The 24266-nt window shown below is 73.3% G+C and carries 18 protein-coding genes; 9 read left to right on the top strand and 9 right to left on the bottom strand.

The window, feature by feature from the left end:
* Positions 1 to 3 precede the first annotated feature (3 nt).
* The 3 genes from ABTX60_RS12275 to ABTX60_RS12285 are packed head-to-tail and all read right to left on the bottom strand — an operon-like array spanning position 4 to position 1928.
* A complete protein-coding gene (locus ABTX60_RS12275; RefSeq protein WP_352096991.1) occupies positions 4 to 903 on the bottom strand; it encodes an aminoglycoside phosphotransferase family protein in 900 nt (299 codons plus the stop codon).
* Positions 904 to 951: 48 nt separating this feature from the next.
* Positions 952 to 1416 carry a ferritin-like domain-containing protein gene (locus ABTX60_RS12280; RefSeq protein ID WP_352096992.1) on the bottom strand — a complete coding sequence of 155 codons (465 nt, stop codon included), beginning with the start codon at positions 1414 to 1416 and terminating at the stop codon, positions 952 to 954.
* Entirely contained in the window at positions 1413 to 1928 is a 516-nt protein-coding gene (locus ABTX60_RS12285) for a hypothetical protein (protein WP_352096993.1), read from the bottom strand. The genes ABTX60_RS12280 and ABTX60_RS12285 overlap by 4 nt, the downstream gene beginning before the upstream one ends.
* Positions 1929 to 2155: 227 nt before the next feature.
* On the opposite strand from ABTX60_RS12285, the gene rimP reads away from it, so the two are divergent.
* The 9 genes from rimP to ABTX60_RS12330 all read left to right on the top strand — a co-directional run bounded on the left by rimP (position 2156) and on the right by ABTX60_RS12330 (position 13992).
* On the top strand, positions 2156 to 2653 hold the full coding sequence (gene rimP / locus ABTX60_RS12290) for a ribosome maturation factor RimP (RefSeq protein ID WP_352096994.1): 498 nt from the start codon (positions 2156 to 2158) through the stop codon (positions 2651 to 2653).
* 2 nt (positions 2654 to 2655) lie between these two features.
* Positions 2656 to 3654 (top strand): transcription termination factor NusA, encoded by a 999-nt coding sequence (gene nusA, locus ABTX60_RS12295; protein ID WP_352096995.1) that lies wholly within the window; start codon positions 2656 to 2658, stop codon positions 3652 to 3654.
* Positions 3655 to 3756: 102 nt separating this feature from the next.
* The gene (locus tag ABTX60_RS12300; RefSeq protein ID WP_078955822.1) at positions 3757 to 4053 is read left to right on the top strand and encodes a YlxR family protein; all 297 of its coding nucleotides are present in this window, start codon (positions 3757 to 3759) and stop codon (positions 4051 to 4053) included.
* 145 nt (positions 4054 to 4198) lie between these two features.
* Complete coding sequence (gene infB, locus ABTX60_RS12305; protein WP_352096996.1) at positions 4199 to 7321, top strand: translation initiation factor IF-2; 3123 nt, start codon at positions 4199 to 4201, stop codon at positions 7319 to 7321.
* Positions 7322 to 7454: 133 nt separating this feature from the next.
* The gene (locus tag ABTX60_RS12310; protein WP_030853207.1) at positions 7455 to 7748 is read left to right on the top strand and encodes a DUF503 domain-containing protein; all 294 of its coding nucleotides are present in this window, start codon (positions 7455 to 7457) and stop codon (positions 7746 to 7748) included.
* 32 nt (positions 7749 to 7780) lie between these two features.
* Entirely contained in the window at positions 7781 to 8233 is a 453-nt protein-coding gene (gene rbfA / locus ABTX60_RS12315) for a 30S ribosome-binding factor RbfA (protein WP_352096997.1), read from the top strand.
* A complete protein-coding gene (gene truB, locus ABTX60_RS12320) occupies positions 8230 to 9135 on the top strand; it encodes a tRNA pseudouridine(55) synthase TruB (protein WP_352096998.1) in 906 nt (301 codons plus the stop codon). The genes rbfA and truB overlap by 4 nt, the downstream gene beginning before the upstream one ends.
* A 256-nt stretch (positions 9136 to 9391) precedes the next feature.
* Entirely contained in the window at positions 9392 to 12877 is a 3486-nt protein-coding gene (locus ABTX60_RS12325; protein ID WP_352096999.1) for a trypsin-like peptidase domain-containing protein, read from the top strand.
* A 170-nt stretch (positions 12878 to 13047) separates the two neighbouring features.
* A complete protein-coding gene (locus ABTX60_RS12330) occupies positions 13048 to 13992 on the top strand; it encodes a bifunctional riboflavin kinase/FAD synthetase (protein WP_352097000.1) in 945 nt (314 codons plus the stop codon).
* An 8-nt stretch (positions 13993 to 14000) separates the two neighbouring features.
* Here ABTX60_RS12330 and ABTX60_RS12335 read toward each other — a convergent pair whose 3' ends face one another.
* The 6 genes from ABTX60_RS12335 to ABTX60_RS12360 all read right to left on the bottom strand — a co-directional run bounded on the left by ABTX60_RS12335 (position 14001) and on the right by ABTX60_RS12360 (position 23430).
* On the bottom strand, positions 14001 to 15074 hold the full coding sequence (locus ABTX60_RS12335) for an ABC transporter ATP-binding protein (protein ID WP_352097001.1): 1074 nt from the start codon (positions 15072 to 15074) through the stop codon (positions 14001 to 14003).
* A complete protein-coding gene (locus ABTX60_RS12340) occupies positions 15071 to 16162 on the bottom strand; it encodes an ABC transporter ATP-binding protein (protein ID WP_352097002.1) in 1092 nt (363 codons plus the stop codon). The genes ABTX60_RS12335 and ABTX60_RS12340 overlap by 4 nt, the downstream gene beginning before the upstream one ends.
* Positions 16159 to 17073, bottom strand: coding sequence for an ABC transporter permease (locus ABTX60_RS12345; protein WP_352097003.1), 915 nt, complete (start codon positions 17071 to 17073; stop codon positions 16159 to 16161). Before ABTX60_RS12345 ends, ABTX60_RS12340 begins: the two co-directional genes overlap by 4 nt.
* Positions 17070 to 18119: an ABC transporter permease gene (locus tag ABTX60_RS12350; RefSeq protein ID WP_352097004.1), complete on the bottom strand. Its 1050-nt coding sequence runs from the start codon at positions 18117 to 18119 to the stop codon at positions 17070 to 17072. The genes ABTX60_RS12345 and ABTX60_RS12350 overlap by 4 nt, the downstream gene beginning before the upstream one ends.
* Before the next feature lie 18 nt (positions 18120 to 18137).
* The gene (locus tag ABTX60_RS12355) at positions 18138 to 19991 is read right to left on the bottom strand and encodes an ABC transporter substrate-binding protein (protein ID WP_352097005.1); all 1854 of its coding nucleotides are present in this window, start codon (positions 19989 to 19991) and stop codon (positions 18138 to 18140) included.
* Between the two features lie 295 nt (positions 19992 to 20286).
* The gene (locus tag ABTX60_RS12360; RefSeq protein ID WP_352097038.1) at positions 20287 to 23430 is read right to left on the bottom strand and encodes a MinD/ParA family ATP-binding protein; all 3144 of its coding nucleotides are present in this window, start codon (positions 23428 to 23430) and stop codon (positions 20287 to 20289) included.
* Positions 23431 to 24266: the final 836 nt, after the last annotated feature.

The raw sequence follows: 24266 nt of genomic DNA on the forward strand, positions 1-24266 counted from the left end.
CGCTCACAGCCAGCCGGCGAACTCCAGCAACAGCTCCGCATCCCGCGGCCGTCCGACCCGCCCCGCCCGTACGCCCGACTCCACGGCCCGGAACAGCGTCCAGCCCCGCAGCCGGTCCTGGTCCACGTCCAGGGACTCGGCGAGCCGCTTCACCCGGCGCCGGGTCGTCGCCGCGCCGGACGGCTGGGCGATCAGGTCCTCCACCCGGTCCCGGACCAGCCGGGCCAGATCGAAGGCGCACTCTCCGACCACCGGGTCCGGCCCCACGGCCAGCCACGGCATCCGCTCACCGCCGAGTACCTTGCTCTGCCGGAACGTGCCGTGCAGCAGCCGGTGCTCGGGCGGCGCGGCCAGCAACTCCTCGCGCGCCACGAGCGCCAGATCGACCAGCGCGGCAACCTCCGGCTCGGCCCGGGCCCGCGCCCGCATCGCCTCGGCCTGCCGCCCGGTCCGCTCGGCGACCGTCTCGAAGGGGAAGTCGGCGGGCGGCTCCACCCACAGCCGCCGCAGCGTTCCCGCCGCCTCCAGCAGCGCCTTCGCCTCCGGCAGCGACCGCACCGACACATCCGGATGCAGCCGCTCCAGCAGCAGCACGCCCTCCGTCGACACGGGTTCGACCAGCTGTACGGCACCCCGCCCGGCCCAGTGCGCGAGCGCGGCCCGCTCCGCCTCCGGACGCGCCCGGCCCGGCGCCAGCTTGAGTACGGCGGGTGTCCCGTCGGCCGCCCGCACCAGCACGACCAGGCTGCTGCGCCCACCGGGCACCTGCACCCGCTCCACGGTCAACTCGCGTAGCGCAACGGCCTGCCGCGCCGCCTCGGGCAGCTTCTCCAGCCAGTCGTCACCGTCCGGTGCCGTCTCACCGAGCGCCCTCACCAGACGCTTCGGCGGTTCGAAAACCATGCGCGAGTCTTTCCCTTCGTGCTGTCCGCGGTGCGTGCCCCGCGCGGGTCACGCCGTCGGCGCCGCCGAGGGCGGGGCCGTGCCGGCCCGCTCGGCGAGCCCAGGGAAGGCTACGCTCTCGCCGCGCCAGCGCACCGCCCGCACCGCCGCCTCCCGCAGCGCCTCGGCGGCCTGGGCCCGCCGCCCGCCGCCCGCCGCACGCACCAGGTCGGCGTACACCCCGGCCACCCGGTCCTCCAGCTCGGCGGCGAGCCGCACGGCGGCCGCCGCGTCCGGCACCTGGAAGGGCAGCGCGTAACCGGCCGACGCGGCCACCGGCCGGCCCCCCAGGTCCTTCACCTCGCGCACCAGGGCGTCCCTGCGCGCCCGGTGCGCGTCGTACGCCGTGACCGCCTCGGTACGCCGCCCGTCGCCGATCCGCCCGCCGACGACGCCGTATCCGTAGACCGCCGCGTGCTCGGCCGCCAGCGCCGCCTGCAGAGCACGCAGCTCCCGGTCCTTCTCCTCGCTCACGCGCCGCCCTCCGTCAGCAGATACACATGCGCCGCCCCGGCCGCCGCCGCCGACGCCAGCAGCCGCGCCAGCTCGCCCGGAACCCCGCCCAGCGCCTTGACCCGCCGGTCGGCGAGCTCCCGCTCCGCCGCGGCGAGCCCGGCCAGGGCGTCCTTGTCGTTCCCCGGCACGGCCGCGGACGGCGATGGGGAGGCCGACGGGGACACCGAAGGCGATGCTTTTCGGCCACCGCCGAACGCCTGCGTGTGCCGTACGACCTCCTCGCGCAGCGGCCGCAGCCGGCCCGCGAGCCCCGGCCGGGCGGCGATCACCGCGTCGTAGCGCTCCACCAGCTCCGCGCTGTCGCGGGCCGCACGCGCGCGTGCCCGGTCGGCGGCCGCCGTGCCGTCTGCGGCCGGGCCACCGGAGTCCCCGCCGGTGCAGCCCGTCAGGGCGAGGGCCGCCGGGGCGACGGCGAACAGACTCCTTCTGCGCGGCCCCGAGCGGGTACGCGGCGATGGGGGGAACGGCACGTCAGACGTCCTCGGGGCTCGTGTCGAGAAATATTCGAGAAAGATTCGAGAATGAGGGGACCGCAAGGGCTGCGCGCCCGTGATCACGGTACCCGGGGCGTGGCACGGCATCACTCAGCGGCACCGTTCGTGACCGGGTGGACGGCAACACTCCCCGCGACCGGATACCCTTTGACCAGACACGCGACCCATCCCACAACAGCACACGCGGCCGAGGAGTCACCCGGATGAGCACCACCCAGAGCGAGAGGCTGCGAGAGCTACTGGACCCGCTCGTCAGCTCCCAGGGCCTGGATCTCGAGGAGATCGAGGTGGACTCCGTCGGACGCAAGCGTGTGCTGCGCGTCGTCGTCGACTCGGACACGGGCGCCGACCTGGACCAGATCGCCGATGTGAGCCGCGCGCTCTCGGCGAAGCTCGACGAGACGGACGCGATGGGCGAGGGCGAGTACACCCTCGAGGTCGGCACCCCGGGTGCGGAGCGCCTCCTCACGGAACACCGCCACTACGTTCGCGCCACGGACCGGCTGGTGAAGTTCCAGCTGGCCGAGGGCGGCGAGCTGGTCGCCAGGATCCTGAAGGTCGACGACGAGGGTGTCGACACCGAGGTGCCCGGCGTGAAGGGCCGTAAGGCCACCGCGCGCAGGATCGCGTTCGACGACATCGCCCGGGCGCGTGTCCAGGTCGAGTTCAGCCGCAAGGACAAGAAGGAAGAGGAGGCGTAGCCGTGGACATCGACATGAGCGCCCTGCGGGGCTTGGTTCGGGAGAAGGAGATCTCCTTCGACCTGCTGGTCGAGGCGATCGAGTCGGCCCTCCTCATCGCCTACCACCGCACCGAGGGAAGCCGCCGTCACGCGCGCGTGGAGCTCAACCGGGAGACCGGCCATGTGACCGTGTGGGCGAAGGAGGACCCCGACGACCTGGAGGAGGGCCAGGAGGCCCGCGAGTTCGACGACACCCCGTCCGGTTTCGGCCGTATCGCCGCCACCACGGCCAAGCAGGTCATCCTGCAGCGCCTGCGCGACGCCGAGGACGACGCGACGCTCGGCGAGTACGCCGGCCGCGAGGGCGACATCGTCACCGGAGTGGTCCAGCAGGGCCGCGACCCGAAGAACGTGCTCGTCGACATCGGCAAGCTCGAGGCCATCCTGCCCGTACAGGAGCAGGTGCCGGGGGAGACCTACCCCCACGGCATGCGCCTGCGCACCTACGTCGTCCGGGTGGCCAAGGGCGTCCGCGGGCCCTCCGTCACCCTCTCGCGCACGCATCCCAACCTGGTGAAGAAGCTCTTCGCCCTGGAGGTGCCGGAGATCGCCGACGGATCGGTGGAGATCGCCGCGATCGCCCGCGAGGCCGGTCACCGCACGAAGATCGCCGTCCGGTCCACCCGCTCCGGCCTGAACGCCAAGGGCGCCTGCATCGGCCCCATGGGCGGCCGTGTGCGCAACGTCATGGGCGAGCTGAACGGTGAGAAGATCGACATCGTCGACTGGTCGGACGACCCGGGCGACATGGTGGCGAACGCGCTGTCCCCGGCCCGGGTCTCCAAGGTGGAGATCGTGGACATGGCGACGCGGTCGGCCCGGGTGACCGTGCCCGACTACCAGCTGTCCCTGGCCATCGGCAAGGAGGGGCAGAACGCCCGCCTCGCGGCCCGGCTGACCGGCTGGCGGATCGACATCCGCCCGGACACCGAACCTGCCGCGGCCGGTTCCGAGGAATAGATCCAAGCCGCGCGCCGTTCAGATCACGACAGGTTCCTGCGCGGCAACTGTTCGAATCCTGCCCCAAAGGGGTGAGGAGCGTACGGGGAGGTAGACTTAGCAGTGTCTGGCCGGACGCGCGCCCGCGCATGCCCTGAACGCACCTGTGTGGGGTGTCGGGAGCGAGCGGCCAAGGCCGAACTGCTGCGGATCGTAGCGATCAAGGACGCGTGCGTCCCTGATCCACGCGGTACGCTGCCCGGCCGGGGTGCGTACGTACACCCCGCACCGGTCTGTCTCGACCAGGCGGTACGCCGCCGGGCGTTCCCGAGGGCACTGCGCGTCCCGGGACCGCTCGACACAAAGGCGTTGCGCCAGTACGTCGAGCAGACGACAGTTGCCGAGCAGGCAACACGGTAAGACGTGCCGCACGGAACCCCGTGCGGCTAGGTACCTCGCGAGTCGAAAGCAGGTCGAGATTGCGATGAGCACTCGATGAGTACGCGATGAGTACGCCCATGAACTAGCGACGGTCCGGACGCAACCCGGACCTCAAAGGAGCGAAGTGGCTAAGGTCCGGGTCTACGAACTCGCCAAGGAGTTCGGCGTCGAGAGCAAGGTCGTCATGGCCAAGCTCCAGGAACTCGGTGAATTCGTCCGTTCGGCGTCTTCGACGATCGAAGCGCCCGTTGTACGCAAGCTGACGGACGCCCTCCAGCAGGGCAGCGGAGGCGGTAAGCCCGCCCCCGCCCGCAAGGCTGCCCCGGCGAAGCCGGGCGCCCCCTCTCCCGCGCAGGCTGCCCGTCCGGCCGCCCCGCGCCCGCCGGCCCCCAAGCCGGCCGCCGCCGAGAAGCCCGCGGCTCCCGCCGCGCCGGCCGCTCCCGGCCCCCGTCCCACCCCGGGCCCGAAGCCCGCGCCGCGGCCCGCCCCGGCGTCCCCGGCTCCGACCACGCCCGAGTTCACGGCGCCCCCGTCGGCTCCCGCCGCACCGGCCGCCTCTCAGGGCCAGGGCTCCGGCCCGCGTCCGGGCGCCCCGCGTCCGGCCGGCCAGGCCCCGCGTCCGGGTGCCCCGCGTCCGGGCGGTCCCGGCCAGGGCGGCCAGGGCCGTGGTGACCGCGGCGACCGCGGCGACCGTCCCGGCGCTCCGCGCCAGGGTGGCGGCGCCCCGCGTCCCGGTGCCCGTCCGGCGGGTCCCCGTCCGGGCAACAACCCGTTCACCTCCGGCGGCTCCACCGGCATGGCGCGCCCGCAGGCGCCCCGTCCGGGTGGCGCCCCGCGTCCGGGCGGCCCCGGTGCGCCCGGTGGCGCCCCGCGTCCGCAGGGCCAGGGCGGCCAGGGCGGTCCCCGTCCGCAGGGTGCCGGCGGCGGTCCTCGTCCGCAGGCTCCGGGCGGCGCGCGTCCGACCCCGGGCGGCATGCCCCGTCCGCAGGGCGGCGGCCCGCGTCCCGGCGGCGGTCCCGGTGGTCCGCGTCCCAACCCCGGCATGATGCCGCAGCGTCCTGCTGCCGGCCCGCGTCCCGGTGGCGGTGGCCCCGGCGGCCGCGGTCCCGGTGGCGGCGGTCGTCCCGGTGGCGGCGGCGGTCGCCCGGGTGGCGGCGGCGGCTTCGCCGGACGTCCCGGTGGCGGCGGTGGCGGTTTCGCCGGTCGTCCCGGTGGTCCCGGTGGCGGTGGCGGCGGTTTCGCCGGTCGTCCCGGTGGTCCCGGTGGCGGTGGCCGTCCCGGCTTCGGTGGTCGTCCCGGCGGTCCCGGTGGCCGTGGTGGCACGCAGGGTGCCTTCGGTCGTCCCGGTGGTCCCGCGCGTCGTGGCCGCAAGTCGAAGCGGCAGAGGCGCCAGGAGTACGAGGCCATGCAGGCCCCGTCGGTCGGCGGTGTGATGCTGCCTCGCGGCAACGGCGAGACCGTTCGCCTGTCGCGCGGTGCCTCGCTCACCGACTTCGCGGAGAAGATCAACGCCAACCCGGCGTCGCTCGTCGCGGTCATGATGAACCTCGGCGAGATGGTCACGGCCACGCAGTCCGTCTCCGACGAGACGCTGCAGCTCCTCGCCGGCGAGATGAACTACACGGTTCAGATCGTCAGCCCGGAGGAGGAGGACCGCGAGCTCCTCGAGTCCTTCGACATCGAGTTCGGCGAGGACGAGGGCGACGAGGAGGACCTGATGGTCCGTCCGCCCGTCGTCACCGTCATGGGTCACGTCGACCACGGTAAGACCCGGCTCCTCGACGCCATCCGCAAGACGAACGTCATCGCGGGCGAGGCCGGCGGCATCACCCAGCACATCGGTGCCTACCAGGTCGCGACCGAGGTCAACGAAGAAGAGCGCAAGATCACCTTCATCGACACCCCGGGTCACGAGGCGTTCACCGCCATGCGTGCCCGTGGTGCGCGGTCGACCGACATCGCGATCCTGGTCGTCGCGGCCAACGACGGCGTCATGCCGCAGACGGTCGAGGCGCTCAACCACGCGAAGGCGGCCGAGGTCCCGATCGTCGTCGCGGTCAACAAGATCGACGTCGAGGGCGCGGACCCGACCAAGGTGCGCGGTCAGCTGACCGAGTACGGCCTGGTGGCCGAGGAGTACGGCGGCGACACCATGTTCGTCGACATCTCCGCCAAGCAGGGTCTGCACATCGACTCCCTGCTGGAGGCCGTGGTCCTCACCGCCGACGCCTCGCTCGACCTGCGGGCCAACCCGCACCAGGACGCGCAGGGCATCTCGATCGAGTCCCGCCTCGACCGCGGCCGCGGTGCCGTGTCGACGGTCCTCGTCCAGCGAGGCACGCTGCGGGTCGGCGACACCATGGTGGTCGGCGACGCGTACGGCCGAGTCCGGGCGATGCACGACGACAACGGCAACAGCGTTGCCGAGGCCGGTCCCTCGACGCCGGTTCAGGTCCTGGGCCTGACCAACGTCCCGGGTGCGGGCGACAACTTCCTGGTGGTCGACGAGGACCGTACGGCCCGTCAGATCGCCGAGAAGCGCGCCGCCCGTGAGCGCAACGCCGCGTTCGCCAAGCGCACGCGCCGCGTGTCGCTGGAGGACCTGGACAAGGTGCTCAAGGCCGGCGAGGTCCAGCAGCTGAACCTGATCATCAAGGGTGACGCTTCCGGATCGGTCGAGGCCCTCGAGTCCTCGCTGCTCCAGCTGGACGTCGGCGAAGAGGTCGACATCCGCGTCCTGCACCGCGGCGTCGGTGCGGTCACGGAGTCCGACATCGACCTGGCCATGGGCTCCGACGCCATCGTCATCGGCTTCAACGTGCGCGCCGCCGGGCGTGCGCAGCAGATGGCCGAGCGCGAGGGTGTGGACGTCCGGTACTACTCGGTCATCTACCAGGCGATCGAGGAGATCGAGGCGGCCCTCAAGGGCATGCTCAAGCCGGAGTACGAAGAGGTCGAGCTCGGTACGGCGGAGATCCGCGAGGTCTTCAAGTCGTCCAAGCTGGGCAACATCGCGGGTGTTCTCATCCGCTCCGGCGAGGTCAAGCGCAACACCAAGGCGCGCCTCATCCGCGACGGCAAGGTGGTCGCGGAGAACCTCAACATCGAGGGTCTGCGTCGCTTCAAGGACGACGTCACCGAGATCCGCGAAGGGTTCGAGGGCGGTATCAACCTCGGCAACTTCAACGACATCAAGGTCGACGACGTCATCGCGACGTACGAGATGCGCGAGAAGCCGCGCGTCTGACCTGAGCCACGATCGGGGCCGATCGGCGGGACTTATTCCGTCGATCGGCCCCGGCCGTTGCGTGTACGGTTCCCGTATCGGCGTCGACGCGTGGCGCCCGTACCCCGAACCGGCGGGACATCCGGATACACACATGTATGTGGGGACTCTGTCCTTCGACCTCCTCCTCGGCGATGTCCACTCGCTCAAGGAGAAGCGCTCTCTCGTCCGTCCGATCGTGGCCGAACTCCAGCGCAAGTACGGGGTGAGCGCGGCCGAGACGGGTAACCAGGACCTCCACCGCAGGGCCGAGATCGGGCTCGCGGTGGTCTCAGGGGAGACGGGACACCTCACCGATGTCCTGGACCGCTGTGAGCGGCTCGTCGCCGGGCGGCCCGAAGTCGAACTGCTCTCGGTTCGACGCAGGCTCCACAGCGACGAAGACTGAAGCAACAAGTAAGCACTTAAGGAGACGGACCAGTGGCCGACAACGCGCGCGCCAAAAGGCTGGCGGACCTCATCCGAGAGGTGGTGGCCCAGAAGCTGCAGCGCGGGATCAAGGACCCGCGGCTCGGCTCGCACGTCACCATCACGGACACCCGGGTCACCGGTGACCTGAGGGAGGCGACCGTCTTCTACACGGTGTACGGGGACGACGAGGAGCGCAACGAGGCCGCAGCCGGCCTGGAGAGCGCCAAGGGCATCCTGCGCTCCGAGGTGGGCCGGGCCGCCGGCGTGAAGTTCACGCCGACCCTGACCTTCGTCATGGACGCCCTCCCGGACAACGCCCGCACCATCGAGGACCTCCTCGACAAGGCGCGCGAGTCCGACGAGAAGGTGCGTGAGGCGTCCGCGGGCGCGAAGTACGCAGGCGACGCCGACCCGTACCGCAAGCCCGAAGAGGACGACGAGACGGACGACAGCGCCGAATGACCCAGAAGCCCACCACGCCCGACGGCCTTGTCATCGTCGACAAGCCGTCGGGCTTCACTTCGCACGACGTCGTCGCCAAGATGCGCGGCATCGCCAGGACGCGACGCGTCGGGCACGCGGGCACCCTCGACCCGATGGCGACGGGCGTCCTCGTCCTCGGTGTCGAGAAGGCCACCAAGCTCCTCGGCCACCTCGCGCTGACCGAGAAGGAATACCTGGGCACCATCCGGCTCGGGCAGAACACCCTCACGGACGACGCCGAGGGGGAGATCACCTCCTCCGTCGACGCCTCCAAGGTCACCCGCGACGCCATCGACGCCGGCATCGCCGCGCTGACCGGCGACATCATGCAGGTCCCGTCCAAGGTCAGCGCCATCAAGATCAACGGCGTGCGGTCGTACAAGCGGGCCCGCGAGGGCGAGGAGTTCGAGATCCCGGCCCGGCCGGTCACGGTCTCGTCCTTCGGCGTGTACGACGTCCGGGACGCCGTCGCCGACGACGGCACGGCCGTCCTCGACCTGGTCGTCTCGGTCGTCTGCTCCTCCGGTACCTACATCCGGGCCCTGGCCCGCGACCTGGGCGCCGGCCTGGGGGTCGGCGGTCACCTCACCGCGCTGCGCCGCACCCGCGTCGGCCCCTACAAGCTGGACGCGGCCCGCACCCTCGACCAGCTCCAGCAGGAGCTGACCGTGATGCCGATGGCCGAGGCCGCCGCTGCCGCGTTCCCCCGGTGGGACGTCGATGCCCGGCGGGCCAAGCTGCTCACCAACGGCGTCCGGCTGGAGATGCCCGAGACCTACGCGGGCTCCGGCCCCGTCGCCGTCTTCGATCCGGAGGGCCGCTTCCTCGCGCTCGTCGAGGAGCAGCGGGGCAAGGCCAGGAGCCTGGCCGTCTTCGCCTGACGGCCCGGAAAGCGGGTGTCCGCCCGTGGAGCGGCGGCCACGGGTACCTCCACGGCCGCCGCTCCACGATCCCCCCTCGGTTCCCCCACCCCTAGGGTGTATCCAGCCGTCCCCGTTCCTTCACCCGTTCGTGCGGGCGCTCGGAGTGAACCGGGGGAGCGGAAGGGGGCGCTTTCGCCGAGCGATCTGTCCCGCTGATCATCTCGCCCCTACTGTCGAACGCGAGGGCACGGGTGTACGGCGGGGAGGCTCGACGATGGCGTCGCGGAACCGGTCGCGGGAGACGGACGACAGCTCACAAGGCTCCCCGGACCGCCCCGGAACAGCAGGGCACGAGGGCGGGGCGGTCCCCGGCCCCGGGGCAGCGGAGTATGACGAGGGGGCGGTCCCCGACGACCGCCTCGTCCGTATCCACGATCTCGCCGGCCGCCCACGCGGCACCGGCTTCCTGGCCGACCACCACGGCACGCTGATCACCAGCCATGAGGCCGTCGACGGCCTGCCCCGGCTCGTGCTGCGGGGGGCCGGTGACCGTCGCCGGGTCGTGTCCGCCGACGCGGTCACCCCGCTGCCCGCGCTGGACCTGGCCCTCGTCCGGACCGAGGGGCTCGGTGTGCCGCCGCTGCCCGTCACCGTGCGGGACGGGGCAGCGACCGGCGCCTATGTGCGGATCGCCGCCGGCGGCTGGCGCGAGGCGCGGGTGCTGGGCCCCGCCTCCGTGACGTACGCGGCCACGGACCGTCTCCACCGTCTCGACGCCCTGGAGCTGGCGGTCGGCACGGCGGGGCGGGACGCGCTGCGGCTGGGCGGTGGAGCGGCCGGCGGCCCCGTGCTCGACGCCGGGACCGGGGCCGTGGTCGGAGTCCTCGGCACCGCGCTCAGCTCCGGCCATCGCGACGTCGGGTTCGCCGTACCGCTGCGTGCGGGGGGCGCCGGAGCGGTGGGCCCGCTCGCCGCACTGCTCGCCGAGAACGCCGCGACGGTCGCGGCCTACGGGGCCGATCTGAACCTCGCCGGGGTGCTGGAACTGACCGGCGCATCGGTGGGCCTGGACGGTCCCCCCGGTGGGACCGGAGTCCCGGAACCGGTCGAACGGGCCGGTGTGGCCGCCGAGTTCGACGCCTTCGCGGCAGGCACGGTGGCCGTCCTCGGTCTCGTCGGGGTACCGGGCAGCGGACGTACGACGGAACTCGCCGCGCTCGCCGCGCGCCGCGCCCGCAGTGGGCATCCCACGCTCTGGCTGCGCGGCTGCGACCTGCGGGACGACGACACGTCGGTGGCGGACGCGGTCCGCAGGGCGCTGGCCCGGGCCGTTCCTGTCGTGGCCGGTGCGCAGGCCCCGCCCTCGCCCTCCCTGCCCTCCCCGGCCGGTCCGGGGGACACGACGCCCGAGCGCCTCGCCCGCCTCGCCGGTTCGTACGGCCGGCCCCTGCTGCTGCTCCTGGACGGCCCCGAGGAGATGCCCCCGGCGGCAGCCCGCCGCTCGGCCGACTGGGCCGGCGAAACCCTGCGGTGGCTCGGGGAGACGGGAGCGCGGCTGGTGGTGGCCTGCCGGCCGGAGTACTGGGAGGAGGCGTCCGGCCTGCTGCACCGTCCAGCGTGCGTACGGCTCGGCGACCTCAGCGAGGACGAGGCCAGGGAAGCCCGGCTGCGGTACGGCATCGCCGAGGGCGCCCTCGGCGGCACCGGCGCCCGGCACCCCCTCACCCTGCGCCTGCTCGCCGAGATCCGGGACGAGCTCACCGACGCCTCCGCAACGCCGGTCCTCCTCACGGGCCCCGTCGGCCGGGACGAGGTCTTCTCCGCCTACCTGGACCTGATGGCGTTGCGCATCGCCACCCGGCTGGCCACCGTTAACGGCCTGCGCGGCACGGCCGTACGCCGGCTGGCGGCCAGGGTCGCCGGGCAGGTGCACGAAGCCGCCCGGCGCGGCCTCGGCCCGGGACAGGGCGACCTGGACCGGGAGGCGTTCGAGGCGGTGTTCCCGTGGGGCACCGGGCCGGAGCGGCTCGGCGGCTGCTCGGGCTGGGCGGCGGCCGTGCTCGCCGAGGGACTGCTCGTGCCCGCCGGGCCCGGCTACCGCTTCGCGCACGAGGGGCTCGCCGACTGGCTCCAGGGCATGCACCTCGACCTCGACGAGGCGCTGCACGCCCTCGTCCACCGCGGCGAGCAGGCGCAGTCCGACCCGGTGCCGCGCCACCGCGTCGGGCCGGTGATCGAGGCCCTGCTGTGCCTCGCCCGCCAGCACGGCGCCGGACACCTGGCCTCCCGCCTGACGGACCTGGTGCACGCGCTGGAAGCCGACCCGCGGTCCTGGTGGGGCGTACGGCTGCTCGCCGGGACGCTGTCGGCGCTGCCCGACGCGGCACCGTACACGGACGTGCTGAGGTTGCTCGCCGGCCGGATCGTGGCCTGGCGGCGGCAGGAGCGGCCCGTGCCGGAGGAGCTCGGGCCCTCCTTCTGGACCGGCGTACGGCTCCCGCTGGAGGCGCGCTGCGCACTGCTGCGGCGGCTGGTCCATGCAGACGGGCCGCCGTGCGAGGCCGGGCCCCGGTTCCTGGACGCCGTCGCCGGACTCCTCACCGCCGACCCCATCGCCGTGCAACCCCAGCTCGCCCGCTGGTTCGACGACGAGCAGCCGCTGCCCGCCACCCCGCACGCGACCGTGGCCACGGCCGCGCAGGTGCTGCTGCACACCCACCGCCGCACCGCCCTGGACGATCTGACGGACGTGCTCGTCGACCGCGCGCACCCACGGGCCGACGAACTGCTCGCGGCGCTCGCCGAGGAGGAGCCGTCCGCGGTGTGCCGGGCCGCCGACCGGTGGGCGCGGGACGAGCGGCCCGCGCGGCGGAGCGCCGCGGTGACGCACGGACTGCGCGTCGCGCCGCACGTGAACACGAGAGGCGACCGCGCCCTCCTGCGCTACGCGGCCCTCACCCTGCTCGCCCGTCCCGCCGACCGCGCCCTGCACGGCGGCGCGCTCGCCCTCCTCGTCCAGGATCCGCACACCCGGGCCCGCTACCTCCCGCGGGCGCTGGAGCACTTCGCGGCGGGCGACCCGCGGTTCTCGCCGGACGCACTGGCCGGAGCCCTCCAGACCGACCCCGAGCCGGTCCTCGGGGCCTTCGCGGCCCGGCTGGAGCGGCCGGACGGGGAGGAGGCGCTGCGGGCACTCGCCGACGCGGCCCCGCCGGGCCTGGCCCGCCGGATCGCCGCGCTGCTGGGCCGGGCGGCGCGGCGACGGCCGGAACTCGCCGGGCACCTGGCCGCGTACGCGGACCAGCGGCTCGACCGGGGCCCCGCCGCCCGGCCCGTGCTCATGCCGCTGGTCACCGGCCTGCTGGAGGACGGCGACGTGCGGCTGCGCTGCGCCCTCGCCGCCGTTCTCACCCCGCCCGGCATCCCCGCCTCGCGTCCGCTGCGCCGCGAACTGCGCGACGCGCTCCTCGCCCGCGAGCACGACACCGACGTCCTGGACGCACTGCTGCACGCCGCCGCCCGCAACGGCGGCGACGACCTGCGCGATCTCGTCCACCGCATCGGACTGCTCCTCGTGCGCACCCCTCAGGGCGCCACCCGCTTCGACCGCGCCCTGGTCGACCTGGGCCGGCACGTGCCCGGTTTCGCCGCCCGCGCGGCCGCCTGGCTGGCCGACGCGCCCGGGGAATGGGCGGCGCTGGTCGGGCCCAGTTCCCACCGGACGATCGAGAACCTGGCGGGCGCCGGCGTCCCCGTGTGACCGGCCTTCCGGGGCCGGGTTCGCAGTACGCTGCCGTGCGCCCTGTCACAGCCCCCATGCCGGTGCGGGCAGGAGGCACCCGGCATGGCACCCTTAGACCTGCGCACGAGGCAACCACGGACAACTGACCGGACACGGGTTCGACGAGTTTTCGACAAGGAGCAGGCACAGTGCAGCGCTGGCGTGGCTTGGAGGACATCCCCCAGGACTGGGGGCGCAGCGTCGTCACCATCGGCTCCTACGACGGAGTGCACCGCGGTCACCAGCTGATCATCCGGCATGCCGTGGACCGCGCACGGGAACTGGGCGTGCCCGCCGTCGTCGTGACCTTCGACCCGCACCCCAGCGAGGTCGTCCGCCCCGGCAGCCACCCGCCGCTGCTCGCCCCGCACCACCGCCGCGCCGAACTCATGGCGGACCTGGGCGTGGACGCGGTGCTCATCCTCCCGTTCACGACCGAGTTCTCGAAGCTGTCCCCGGCCGACTTCGTCGTCAAGGTCCTGGTCGACAAGCTGCACGCCAAGGCCGTCGTCGAGGGCCCCAACTTCCGCTTCGGCCACAAGGCCGCCGGCAACGTGGAGTTCCTGTCCACGCAGGGCAAGACCTACGACTTCGAGGTCGAGGTCGTCGACCTGTACGTGACGGGTGAGGCAGGCGGCGGGGAGCCGTTCTCCTCCACGCTGACGCGCCGGCTGGTCGCCGAGGGCGACGTCCGGGGCGCGGCGGAGATCCTGGGGCGTCCGCACCGGGTGGAGGGCGTCGTCGTCCGGGGCGCTCAGCGCGGGCGCGAACTGGGCTTCCCGACGGCCAACGTCGAGACGCTGCCGCACACCGCCATTCCGGCCGACGGCGTGTACGCCGGCTGGCTGCACGCCCAGGGCGAGGCGATGCCGGCGGCGATCTCCGTGGGGACGAATCCGCAGTTCGAGGGGACCGAGCGGACGGTGGAGGCGTACGCCATCGACCGGGTGGGGCTCGATCTGTACGGGTTGCATGTCGCGGTCGACTTCCTGGCGTTCGTGCGGGGGCAGGCGAAGTTCGACACGTTGGATGCGCTGTTGGTTCAGATGGGGCAGGACGTCGAGAAGTGCAGGGAGTTGGTGGCCGGCGGCTGAGGGGCTGCCTAGGCTTCTCGTCGGCCGTCCGCGGGTGTGTTGTGGCTTGTCGCGCAGTTCGCCGCGCCCCTCTCGGGTGCGTCTGCGACTGCCCAGTGGCAGGCCACCTGCGAGTCGCCGCCCCCGTTCAGCACCGCCAAGTCCTGGCCTCTGCACGCGTTCGCCACGCCCGCTGCCTCCGCCTCTCCACCGGCCAGGATCTGGCAGCGCACGTGGAAGCGGCACCCCGACGGGATGCGTGACGGGTCGGGGGGCTCGCCCGTGAGGACCACCGGGGCGCCCGGAGCCTCCGGGAGGACGGACAGAAGCGCCTGCGTGTAGGGGTGCCGGGGTGCTGTCAGGACCTGCTCCACCGCTCCCGTCTCCACGATCCGGCCCAGGTACATCACGGCGACCCGGTCGGCGATGTTCCACGCCAGGCCCAGGTCGTGCGTGACGACCAGGGCTGACAGGCCCAGTTCGGTGCGCAGTCGCAGCAGCAGGGCGAGGATCTCGCCGCGTACCGACGCGTCGAGGGACGCCACCGGCTCGTCGGCGACGAGGAGTTCGGGTTCCAGGACCAGCGCGCCCGCGATGACCACCCGCTGGCGCTGCCCGCCGGACAGTTCGTGCGGGTAGCGCAGGAAGAAGCGCTCCGGGGGACGCAGCCCGGCCCTGGACAGGGCCCCGGCGACCGCGGTGCGTTCGTCGCCGCCGTGGCCGTGGATGCGCAGGCCCTCGGCGACCGCGTCGTACACCGTGTGACGGGGGTTGAGGGAGCCGCTCGGGTCCTGGAGGACCAGCTGGACGCGTTTGCGGTAGGCCTTCAGGGACCGGCCGGAGTACTCCAGCGGTCGGCCGTCGAAGGTGACCCGGCCCGCCGTCGGTGCGACCAGGCCGAGCAGACTGCGGGCCAGGGTCGTCTTGCCGCAGCCGGACTCGCCCACCAGCGCGACGATCTCGCCGGGCCGGATGTCGAGGTCGACGCCGTCCACCGCCCGGGCCCGGGGGCCGCCGTGCCGTCCGGGGAAGGTGACGTGGAGGCCCCGGGCGCTCAGCAGCGGGGCGGTGGTGGCCTCGGGGGCCGTGGGGGACGTGGTCATGGCGTGCTGGGCCTCGCTTTCTCCAGGGCCTCCGGACCCTCGGCCGACCGCTCCTCGAGGGCCCCCGGGCCGTCGGCCGGACCCTTCTCCCGGCCGTCGGGTTCCGCCGTCGCGCGCTCTGTACGGGCCTCGGCTCCCGGCGGCCCGACCAGCACACACGCCGCCCGACGCTCCGGCCCCGCCGCCCGCAGCGCCGGGTCCTCCTCGGAACACGACGCCCTCGCCACCGGACACCGGGCATGGAACGTGCAGCCGGACGGCAGCGCGGCCGGGTCGGGCGGGTCGCCCGCCAGTCCCTGCGGCGCGAACCGGGACGCCGGGTCCCCGATGCGCGGGAACGCGGCCGACAGCGCCCGGGCGTAGGGGTGCCGGGCGTCCTCGTACACCTGCCGGGCGGGCCCCTCCTCGACCACCCGGCCCGCGTACATCACCGCGAGCCGGTCACAGGTGTCGGCGAGGACCGCCAGGTCGTGGCTGATCATGATCAGGCCGAGGTCCTGGTCCGCGACCAGCTGCTCGATCAGCCGGAGGATCTGGGCCTGGATCATCACGTCGAGCGCGGTGGTCGGCTCGTCGGCGATGATCAGCCGCGGGTCGCAGGCCAGGGCCATCGCGATCATGACGCGCTGGCGCTGCCCGCCGGACAGCTCGTGCGGGTACGCGTCCGCGCGGGCGGCCGGCAGGCCGACCTGCTCCAGCAGCTCGCCGGTCTTCTTCCTCGCCCCGGCCGCGGTCGCCTTCCGGTGCAGCAGGATCGGCTCGGCGATCTGGTCCCCGATGCGGTGCACGGCGTTGAGGGAGTGCATCGCACCCTGGAAGACGATGGAGGCCCCGGCCCAGCGGACCGCCCGGACCCGGCCCCACTTCATGGCCAGCACGTCCTCGCCGTCGAGGAGCACCTCCCCGGTGATCCGCGCCCCGGCCGGCAGCAGCCGCAGCAGGGCCAGCGCCAGCGTGGACTTGCCGCAGCCGGACTCGCCGGCCAGACCGAGCTTCCGGCCCGCCTCCAGCCGCAGATCCACCCCGCGCACGGCGGCTGCCCCGCCCGCGTACGTCACGGTCAGGTTCCTGACGTCGAGCAGACTCAACGCGACACCCCCAGCCTGGGGTTGAGGACCGACTCCACGGCCCGCCCGCACAGCGTGAACGCCAGCGCCACCACGGCGATGGCGATGCCCGGCGGCACCAGGTACCACCAGTGCCCGGCGCTGACCGCGCCCGCCTCCCGCGCGTCCTGGAGCAGCCCGCCCCACGACACGACCGTGGGGTCGCCCAGGCCGAGGAAGGCGAGGGTCGCCTCGGCGAGGATGGCCGAGGAGATGATCAGGGTCGTCTGGGCCAGCACCAGCGGCATCACATTGGGCAGGACGTGCCGGGACATGATGTGCCAGTGGCCGCCGCCCAGCGCCCTCGCCCGTTCGATGTACGGCCGGGTCTCCACGGCGAGGGTCTGCGCGCGCACCAGCCGGGCCGTGGTCGGCCAGGTGGTCACGCCGATCGCGACGACGGTCGTGGTCAGCGAGCGGGACATCACCGTCGCGAGGGCGATCGCCAGCACCAGCGTCGGCATGACCAGGAACCAGTCGGTGATCCGCATCATCACCGTCGCGTACCAGCCCCTGAAATGCCCGGCCGTCACCCCGATCAGGGTGCCGATCGCCACCGACAGCACGGCGGCGAGCAGCCCGACCAGCAGCGACACCCGCGAGCCCCAGATCACCAGGCCCAGCAGGTCCCGGCCGAACTGGTCGGTGCCGAGCGGGAACCCGGCGCTCGGGCTCTGCATCGGACGCCCCGGCGCGTCGGTCACGCTGCTCACGTCGGACCCGACGAACAGCGGGGCGAACAGTGCCAGCAGCGCGCACAGCGAGAGCGCGGTCAGCCCGTACAGCCCCGCCCGTTCGGAGCGGTACTGTCGCCAGAAGCGAGCGACGGACGCCCTGCGGCGCTGCCGGGCGAGGGCGCGCGGGCTCGGGGCCGTGCCGGTCGTCGTCGTCATCGGGCCACCCGGGGGTCCAGCAGCGGATAGACCAGGTCGGCGAGGGTGTTCATCAGGATCACCGCGGCGGCGAACACGAAGAACAGCCCCTGCACGAGCGGCAGGTCGGGCACGCTCAGCGCCTGGTAGAACAGCCCGCCCAGGCCCGGCCAGGAGAACACCGTCTCCACGAGGATCACGCCCGCCACCGTCCGGCCGAGGTTGATGAAGATCAGCGTCACGGTCGGCAGCAGCGCGTTCGGCACGGCGTGCCGACGCCGCACGAGGTCGTCGCGCAGCCCCTTGGCCCGCGCGGTCGTCAGATAGTCGCTGCCCATCTCGTCCAGCAGCGCCGACCGTGTGACCAGCAGTGTCTGCCCGTACTCCACGGCCACCAGCGTCACCACCGGCAGCACCAGATGGTGCGCCACGTCCAGGACGTACGCGAAGCCCTGCTCGCCGCCCGACTCCATGCCGCCGGTCGGGAACATGCCGGGCAGCGGGCCGACGCCCACCGACAGCACGATGATCAGCAGCAGCCCCAGCCAGAAGGACGGGATGGAGTACAGGGTCAGCGCGAGGCCCGTGTTGAGGCGGTCGCCCAGCCTGCCGTGCCGCCACGCCGAGCGCGTGCCGAGGAAAATGCCCAGCGCCGTGTAGAGCACGAACGCCGTCCCCGTGAGCAGCAGGGTGTTCGGCAGCGCCTCGGTGATCTTGTCGACGACCGGGGCGCGGAATTGGTACGACGTCCCGAAGTCACCCGTGAGCGCCTTGCCGCAGTAGTCGGTGAACTGCCGCCACAACGGCAGGTCCAGCCCGAACTCCTCGCGATAGAAGGCCAGTTGCTCCGCCGACACCTGACGGCCCCCCGTCATGGTCTTCACGGGGTCGCCGGGGATCAGCCGGAAGAGGAAGAAGCTGGTCACGAGGACGGCCAGCAGCGATACGGCGGCACCGGCCAGCTTGCCGGCCAGGTACCGCGGGTACGCGGAGCTCTTGCGCACCCGCGGGCCGTCCGCCGTCCGCTGCTTGTCCTCGACCAGCGCCGGAGTCGCGTCAGCGGTCATGAGTACCCGCTCGCCGCTTCACTCGCGTTCCTCGGCGGTGGCCCGCCGCCGCATCGCCGCGAAGGCGCCGAGCCCGCCCAGGATCACGACACCCGCGACGATCCCGACCACGACCCCCGTCGACGAGGCGTTGTCGGAGGAGCCGCCGGAGTCCGCGGGGACCGCCGACCACCAGCTCCAGTAGCCGTCCTGGCCGTAGATGTTGCCCGCCTTCGCCGGCATGGTCGTGATCGACTTGATCTGGTCCGTCCGGAAGGCCTCGACCGCGTTCGGATACGCCATGACGTTCATGTACCCGAGGTCGTACAGCCGTGATTCCATCTGCTTGACGATGTCCGCCCGTTTGGCGGGGTCGTACTCGGTGAGCTGGCGGGCGTAGAGCTCGTCGTACTTCTTGTCGCAGATGAAGTTGTCCGTCGCTCCCGTGTCCTTCGGGGTCGCCGGGAGCGCGCCGCAGGTGTGGATCGACAGCACGAAGTCCGGGTCGGGGTTGACCGACCAGCCGTCGAACGCCAGGTCGTACTTGCCGGCCAGCCACGGGTCGGTCACGTTGTCCAGGCAGTTGAGCTGCACACCGATGCCGAGCTTGCCCCACCACTCCTGGAGGTACTTGCCGACCGCCTTGTCGTTCGGGTCGGTGGCGTGGCACAGCACGCGGTAGGTGATGGGCTTGCCGTCCTTGCCGACGCGCTTGCCGTCGCCGTTCTTCTTGTACCCCGCCTGGTCGAGCAGCCGGGCGGCCTCGGCCGGGTCGTACGCCAGTTTCCGGTCCGCGGAGGGCTTCCAGAAGTAGTCCTGGAAACGGGGCGGGATGTAACCCTCGCCCTCGACCGCGTGGCCCCGGAACACCTTGTCGATGATGGCCTCGCGGTCGACGGCCCGGAACAGCGCGTTGCGCACCCGCTGGTCCAGCAGGGAGGGGTGGCCGTCGCCGAACTTCTCGCCGTTCTTCGCCTTCGCGCCCGGGTTGGTGGCGAGGGCGTAGAAGCGGCGGCCGGGGGCGTCGTTGACCTGGATGTCGTCCGCGCCCTTCAGGGACTCCGCCTGAGCGGGCGTCAGGGAGGGGGACCCGGCGACGAAGGACACCTCGCCCTTGCGCAGCGCCGAGACGGCCGCGTCCTGGTCCTTGTAGTAGCGGAAGACCAGCTCGTCGAACTTCGGCGACCCGCGCCAGAAGCTCTTGTTGGCCTTGAGCCGGACATAGCTGTCGGCCTTGTAGCCGCTCAGCACGAACGGCCCGTTCCCCACCACGGGGAAGCTCTTGTCGTTGTTGAACTCGGAGAAGTCCGAGACCTTCCCCCACACGTGCTTCGGCACGATCGGCACGTCCAGCGCGGCCATCGTGGCCTGCGGCTTCTTCAGCTCGATGACCAGCTTCGTGGGGCTCGGGGCGGTCACCTTCCTGAAGTTCCTGACGTAGCTGCCGTTCGCCGTGGCCGCGCCGGTGTCGGTCATCATCTTGTTGAACGTCCAGGCCGCGTCCTCGGCGGTGGCCTGCTCGCCGTCCGACCACGTGGAGTTCGAGCGGATCGTGTACGTCCAGGTCAGCTTGTCCGCCGACGGCTCCCACTTGGTGGCCAGGCCCGCGATGGCGCGGTTGTCCTTGGGGTCGTAGTTCGTCAGGTACTCGTACATGAGCCGGTGGATGCTCGTACTGAGCAGCCGGACCGCCAGGAACGGGCTGAGCGAGTCCACGCTCTGCGCCACGGCGACGGTCAGCACCTTCTTGCCGTCGTCGGCCGCCCTGGCCTGCTGGGGCGCCGGGTCGAGCGGGGTCGCGAGACCGGCGGTGAGGGTGAGCGCGGCCGCCCCGGCCAGGGCGACGAGCCGGAGGCCGTGCGGGAGGCTGCGTTTCTGATCGTTCGTGCCCATGGTCGGACCTCGCGTCATCGCTCGGACAGGAAGGACGGGTTGATCAGCTGTCAGCTGCGTGATGTGTGTGTACCAGCGGCCCCTTCACCCGTCAACGCCGCATTCACCCCTTGTGGCCTGCGGAAATAACGAATTGGCGAGCTTTCCGCACCCATTGGTCGAGACCACTGACGCGCCCCTGGCCAGGGCCTGGCAACGGAGTTCGCCCCTGAACGCGCCGAGGCCCGCGCCGAGTCGAAGCGGCGCGGGCCCGAAAGGGATCGGCTCCTGAGAAGGGGCCGATCGGGTGAGGCGATTACTGCGTCGGAGGCGGGGGCGGCGGGGTCTGCCCGTCCGGCTGGGCCGGGTGGCCCGGCTGCCCGGGCTGGGGGTAGCCGTAGCCCGGCTGCGGGGGAGCGGCCGGGGGCTGACCCGGTTGGGCGTACGGCTGTCCGGGGTGGGCCGCCGGCGGCTCCGGCTGCTGTCCCTGCTGTCCCTGCTGTCCCGGCTGCGGGTAGGGCGGCTGGCCGGCGGCCTGCGGGTACGGCTGCCCGGGCTGTGTCGGGGGCTGGCCCGGCTGGGCATAGGGCTGTCCGGGCTGCGGGTACGCCTGTCCGGGCTGGGCGTACGGCTGGCCGTACAGGGGCTGCTGGGGCTGCTGCGGATACGCGCCCGGCTGGCCCGGGACCTGCTGGCCGGGAGCCGGCTGCTGCTGACCGGGGTAGGGGGGCTGGCCCGGCTGGGCATGGGGCTGACCGGGCGCGGGCTGTCCGGGCTGACCGGGCTGGGCGTACGGCTGGCCGGGCATGGCGTGGCCGGGCATCGGCGGGGCCGCGACCGGCGGCGGGTTGCCGTCGGAGGTCCACAGCCCGTGCGACTGCTGGTGCCGGACGAAATCCTCGGCGACCATCGCCGCCAGATTGAAGTACGCCTCCCGCACCTTCGGCCGCATCATGTCGAGGTCGACCTCGGCACCGGCGGAGAGATGCTCGTCGAACGGCACGACGATGACGCCACGGCAGCGCGTCTCGAAGTGCGTCACGATGTCCTCGACCTTGATCATCTTGCCGGTCTCGCGGACCCCGGAGATGACGGTGATGGACCGCGAGACGAGGTCGGCGTATCCGTGCGCGGACAGCCAGTCCAGCGTCGTGCTCGCACTGCTCGCCCCGTCCACGGACGGCGTCGAGATGATGATGAGCTGGTCGGCGAGGTCCAGCACACCGCGCATGGCGCTGTACAGCAGGCCGGTGCCGGAGTCGGTGAGGATCACCGGGTACTGCTTGCCGAGCACGTCGATCGCGCGCCGGTAGTCCTCGTCGTTGAAGGTCGTGGACACGGCCGGGTCGACGTCGTTGGCGATGATCTCCAGGCCGGAGGGCGCCTGCGACGTGAACCGCCGGATGTCCATGTACGAGTTGAGGTACGGGATCGCCTGGACGAGGTCACGGATGGTTGCCCCGGTCTCCCGCCGCACCCGGCGCCCGAGCGTGCCCGCGTCCGGGTTGGCGTCGATCGCGAGGATCTTGTCCTGCCGCTCGGTGGCGAGCGTGGAGCCGAGCGCGGTGGTCGTGGTCGTCTTGCCGACACCGCCCTTGAGGCTGATCACCGCGATCCGGTAGCAGGACAGCACGGGCGTGCGGATCAGGTCGAGCTTGCGCTGCCGCTCGGCCTCCTCCTTCTTGCCGCCGATCTTGAACCGACCGCCACCGGCCGCCGGACGGCTGCTCTTCGCCTTCTGCTTCTTGCTGTTGAGCAGCCGGTCGGAGGACAGCTCCACGGCAGCGGTGTAACCGAGCGGCGCGACCCCGGGGTTGGTCGGCTGCCGCTGGTCGTGCTGCATGGGCTGCGGCCAGGCGGCGCCGGTACGGGGGTCGACGGGCTGCTGCGGCTGTTGCCCCGGCTGCGGCTGCCCCGACGGGTCGGGTTGCGCCGACTGGCCTGCGGGGTGGGGCCGGACCTGCGGCGGGATGTGCGGCTGCGGCTGGGCCTGCTGATGCGGCGGCTGGGCGCCGGGGTGCGGGAAGCCGTATCCGTCCTGGGGGGTGGGCTGGGTCCCCTGCTGCGGGAAGCCGTAACCGCCCTGGGGGCCGGGTGCGGCCGGGGCGGGCGCACCGGGGTGCGGGAAGCCGTAGGCGCCCGGTGCGTCGGGCGCGGGGGCCGGCGCGCTCTGGGGCTGCTGAACCGGAGGCTGCTGAACCGGCGGCTGCTGGGCGTCCGGGGCCGAAGCGCCCGGCTGGGGGAAGCCGTAGCCACCCTGCGGGGCGGGCGGCGTGCCCTGGTGGGGGAAGCCGTAGCCGCCCTGGGGGGCTGCACCCTGGTGCGGGAAGCCGTAGGCGCCCTGCGGGGTGGGCGGGGCAGTGGGCGGGGTGCCTTGCTGCGGGAAACCGTAGCCGCCGGGCTGCGGTGTGGGCTGCGCGGGCGGCTGAGTGGGCGGCGTCGGCGCGGCAGGCTGGTTCCACGCGGCGGGCTCGGGCTGCGGCGCCTGCGGCTGGAACGGCGGCTGCTGCGCCGGCACGGAGGGCTGCGCCGGTACCGGGGGTTGTCCCTGTGCTGCCGTCGGCTGCGGCCGAGCGGACGCGTTCGGGTCCGAGGGCTGCGCCTGCGGTTGCTGCGGCTGGGCGGGCCACTCGCTCGCCGGGGCCGGAGCGGCCGGCTGGTACGAAGGCGGCAGCGGCGGTACGCCCAGCGGAGGCGGGGGAGTGAAGTCGGACGGCGTGCCGTGCGGGGCATCGGGGGAGTCCTGGACGGCCGGTACGGCCGGTACGGCGTCCTCCGGCTCGCTCAGCGTGGGCGTGCGGTCGGCGGGGGGAGCGACGGCCGGCTCGGCGGCGGGCGCCGCCGGGCCCCCATCCTCGTGCTCCGCCCCGGCCGGTACCGCGTCCACAGGCTCGTCGGAGCCGGGCACCGTGTGTTCGGGCTGTGCGTCCTCCGGCCGGCCGTCCTCGGACTTCGTGTCCTCGGGCGGCGCGTCCTCGATCCGTACCTGCCCGGATGCGGCCTCGTCGGCCTCGGTGGCCTCGGTGGCCGGGGACTCCGCGTCTTCCCGCCCGGCGTCCTGGGGTGCGGTGCCCTCGGTCTCCGTGCCCTCGGTCTCCGTGCCCTCGGTCGCCGCAACCTGCGGCTCGATGACCTCGGGTGCCACGTCCTCCGCCCCGGGCCGCTGGTTCTCCGACCCGGCCTCGGCGAGCGGCGGCGGCACGTCGGTGAAGGAGTCCACGTCCAGCGCGTGCTCCGGAACCGCGGCGGAGTCGTCGGCCTCCACACCGGGAGCGACGTCCTCCGCGTCGTCGGCACGGACACCTCCACCGGGCTCGTCGGCGCCCTTCGCGTCGGTGACCTCGGTGACCTCGGTGACCTCGCGGGTGTCGGTGACCTCGGGGGTCCCGGACGCGGAAGCCGCCTCCGCGACTGCACGCTCCGCGATCTCCCGCTTCAGGGCGACGGCGGAGAAGCGCATGGTGGCACCGCTCTCCAGATCGCCGTTCTCCGGCTCCGCGGCGTCACCGGAAGCCGCCGCAGCCGAAGCCTCGGGGGTGCCCGAAGCCTGGGGAGTGCTCGAAGCCGCGGGAGTGGCCGGAGCCGCCGGAGCGAAGGGCGGAATCGGCGGAGCGGCAGGCGCCGTTGCCGGAGTTTCGGGAGCGGCCGGGGCCTGCGGCGGCGCCGGCGGCGTCCACTGTGACTGATACCCACCGACGGGGATGTGCGGCACGGCCGTAGGAGAGGCCGCATCCCCCGCGGGAGCCTCGGCCTGCCCCGGAACCTGGTTGGGGTGCGGCGACCCCTGCGGCTCGAACCCGCTCCCCATCGGAAGCCTGGGCACGCCCGAAGGACCCCCCGAAGAGGGCGCGGGCGGCGCCGGTGGCGCGAAGGGCGCACCCGGCGCGGGCGCGGGGGGCGTGAACGGGGCGCCCGGAGCGGGAGCCGGTGCGGGAGGAGTGAAGGGCGCCCCGGGCGCCGGAGCCGGTGCGGAGGCCCCCGGCAGAGAGGTCGGCAGGGACGAAGGTCCACCGTCAGGACTGGCATGGGCCGGCCGAGTCAACCCCGGCAGCGGCGGCACGGGCTCCTTCGGCACGGTGGAACCTCCCGGTGCCCCCGCAGCCCCAGCGGCTCCGGTACCACCGGGCACGCCGGAAGCGCCGTTCGCCCCGGAGCCCCCGGGCGCACCGGAAGCCCCCGCCCCGGAACCGGGCGCCCCCGAAGCACTGGAGTCCTCGGACGCGCCCGCCCCCTGCCCCGAGGACGAACTCCCCGAGGCGTTCTGCGTGTACCAGGCGGGCGGGGCATAGTCGATGG

This window comes from Streptomyces sp. NPDC126510, from assembly GCF_040302345.1.
Classification (GTDB): Bacteria; Actinomycetota; Actinomycetes; order Streptomycetales; family Streptomycetaceae; genus Streptomyces.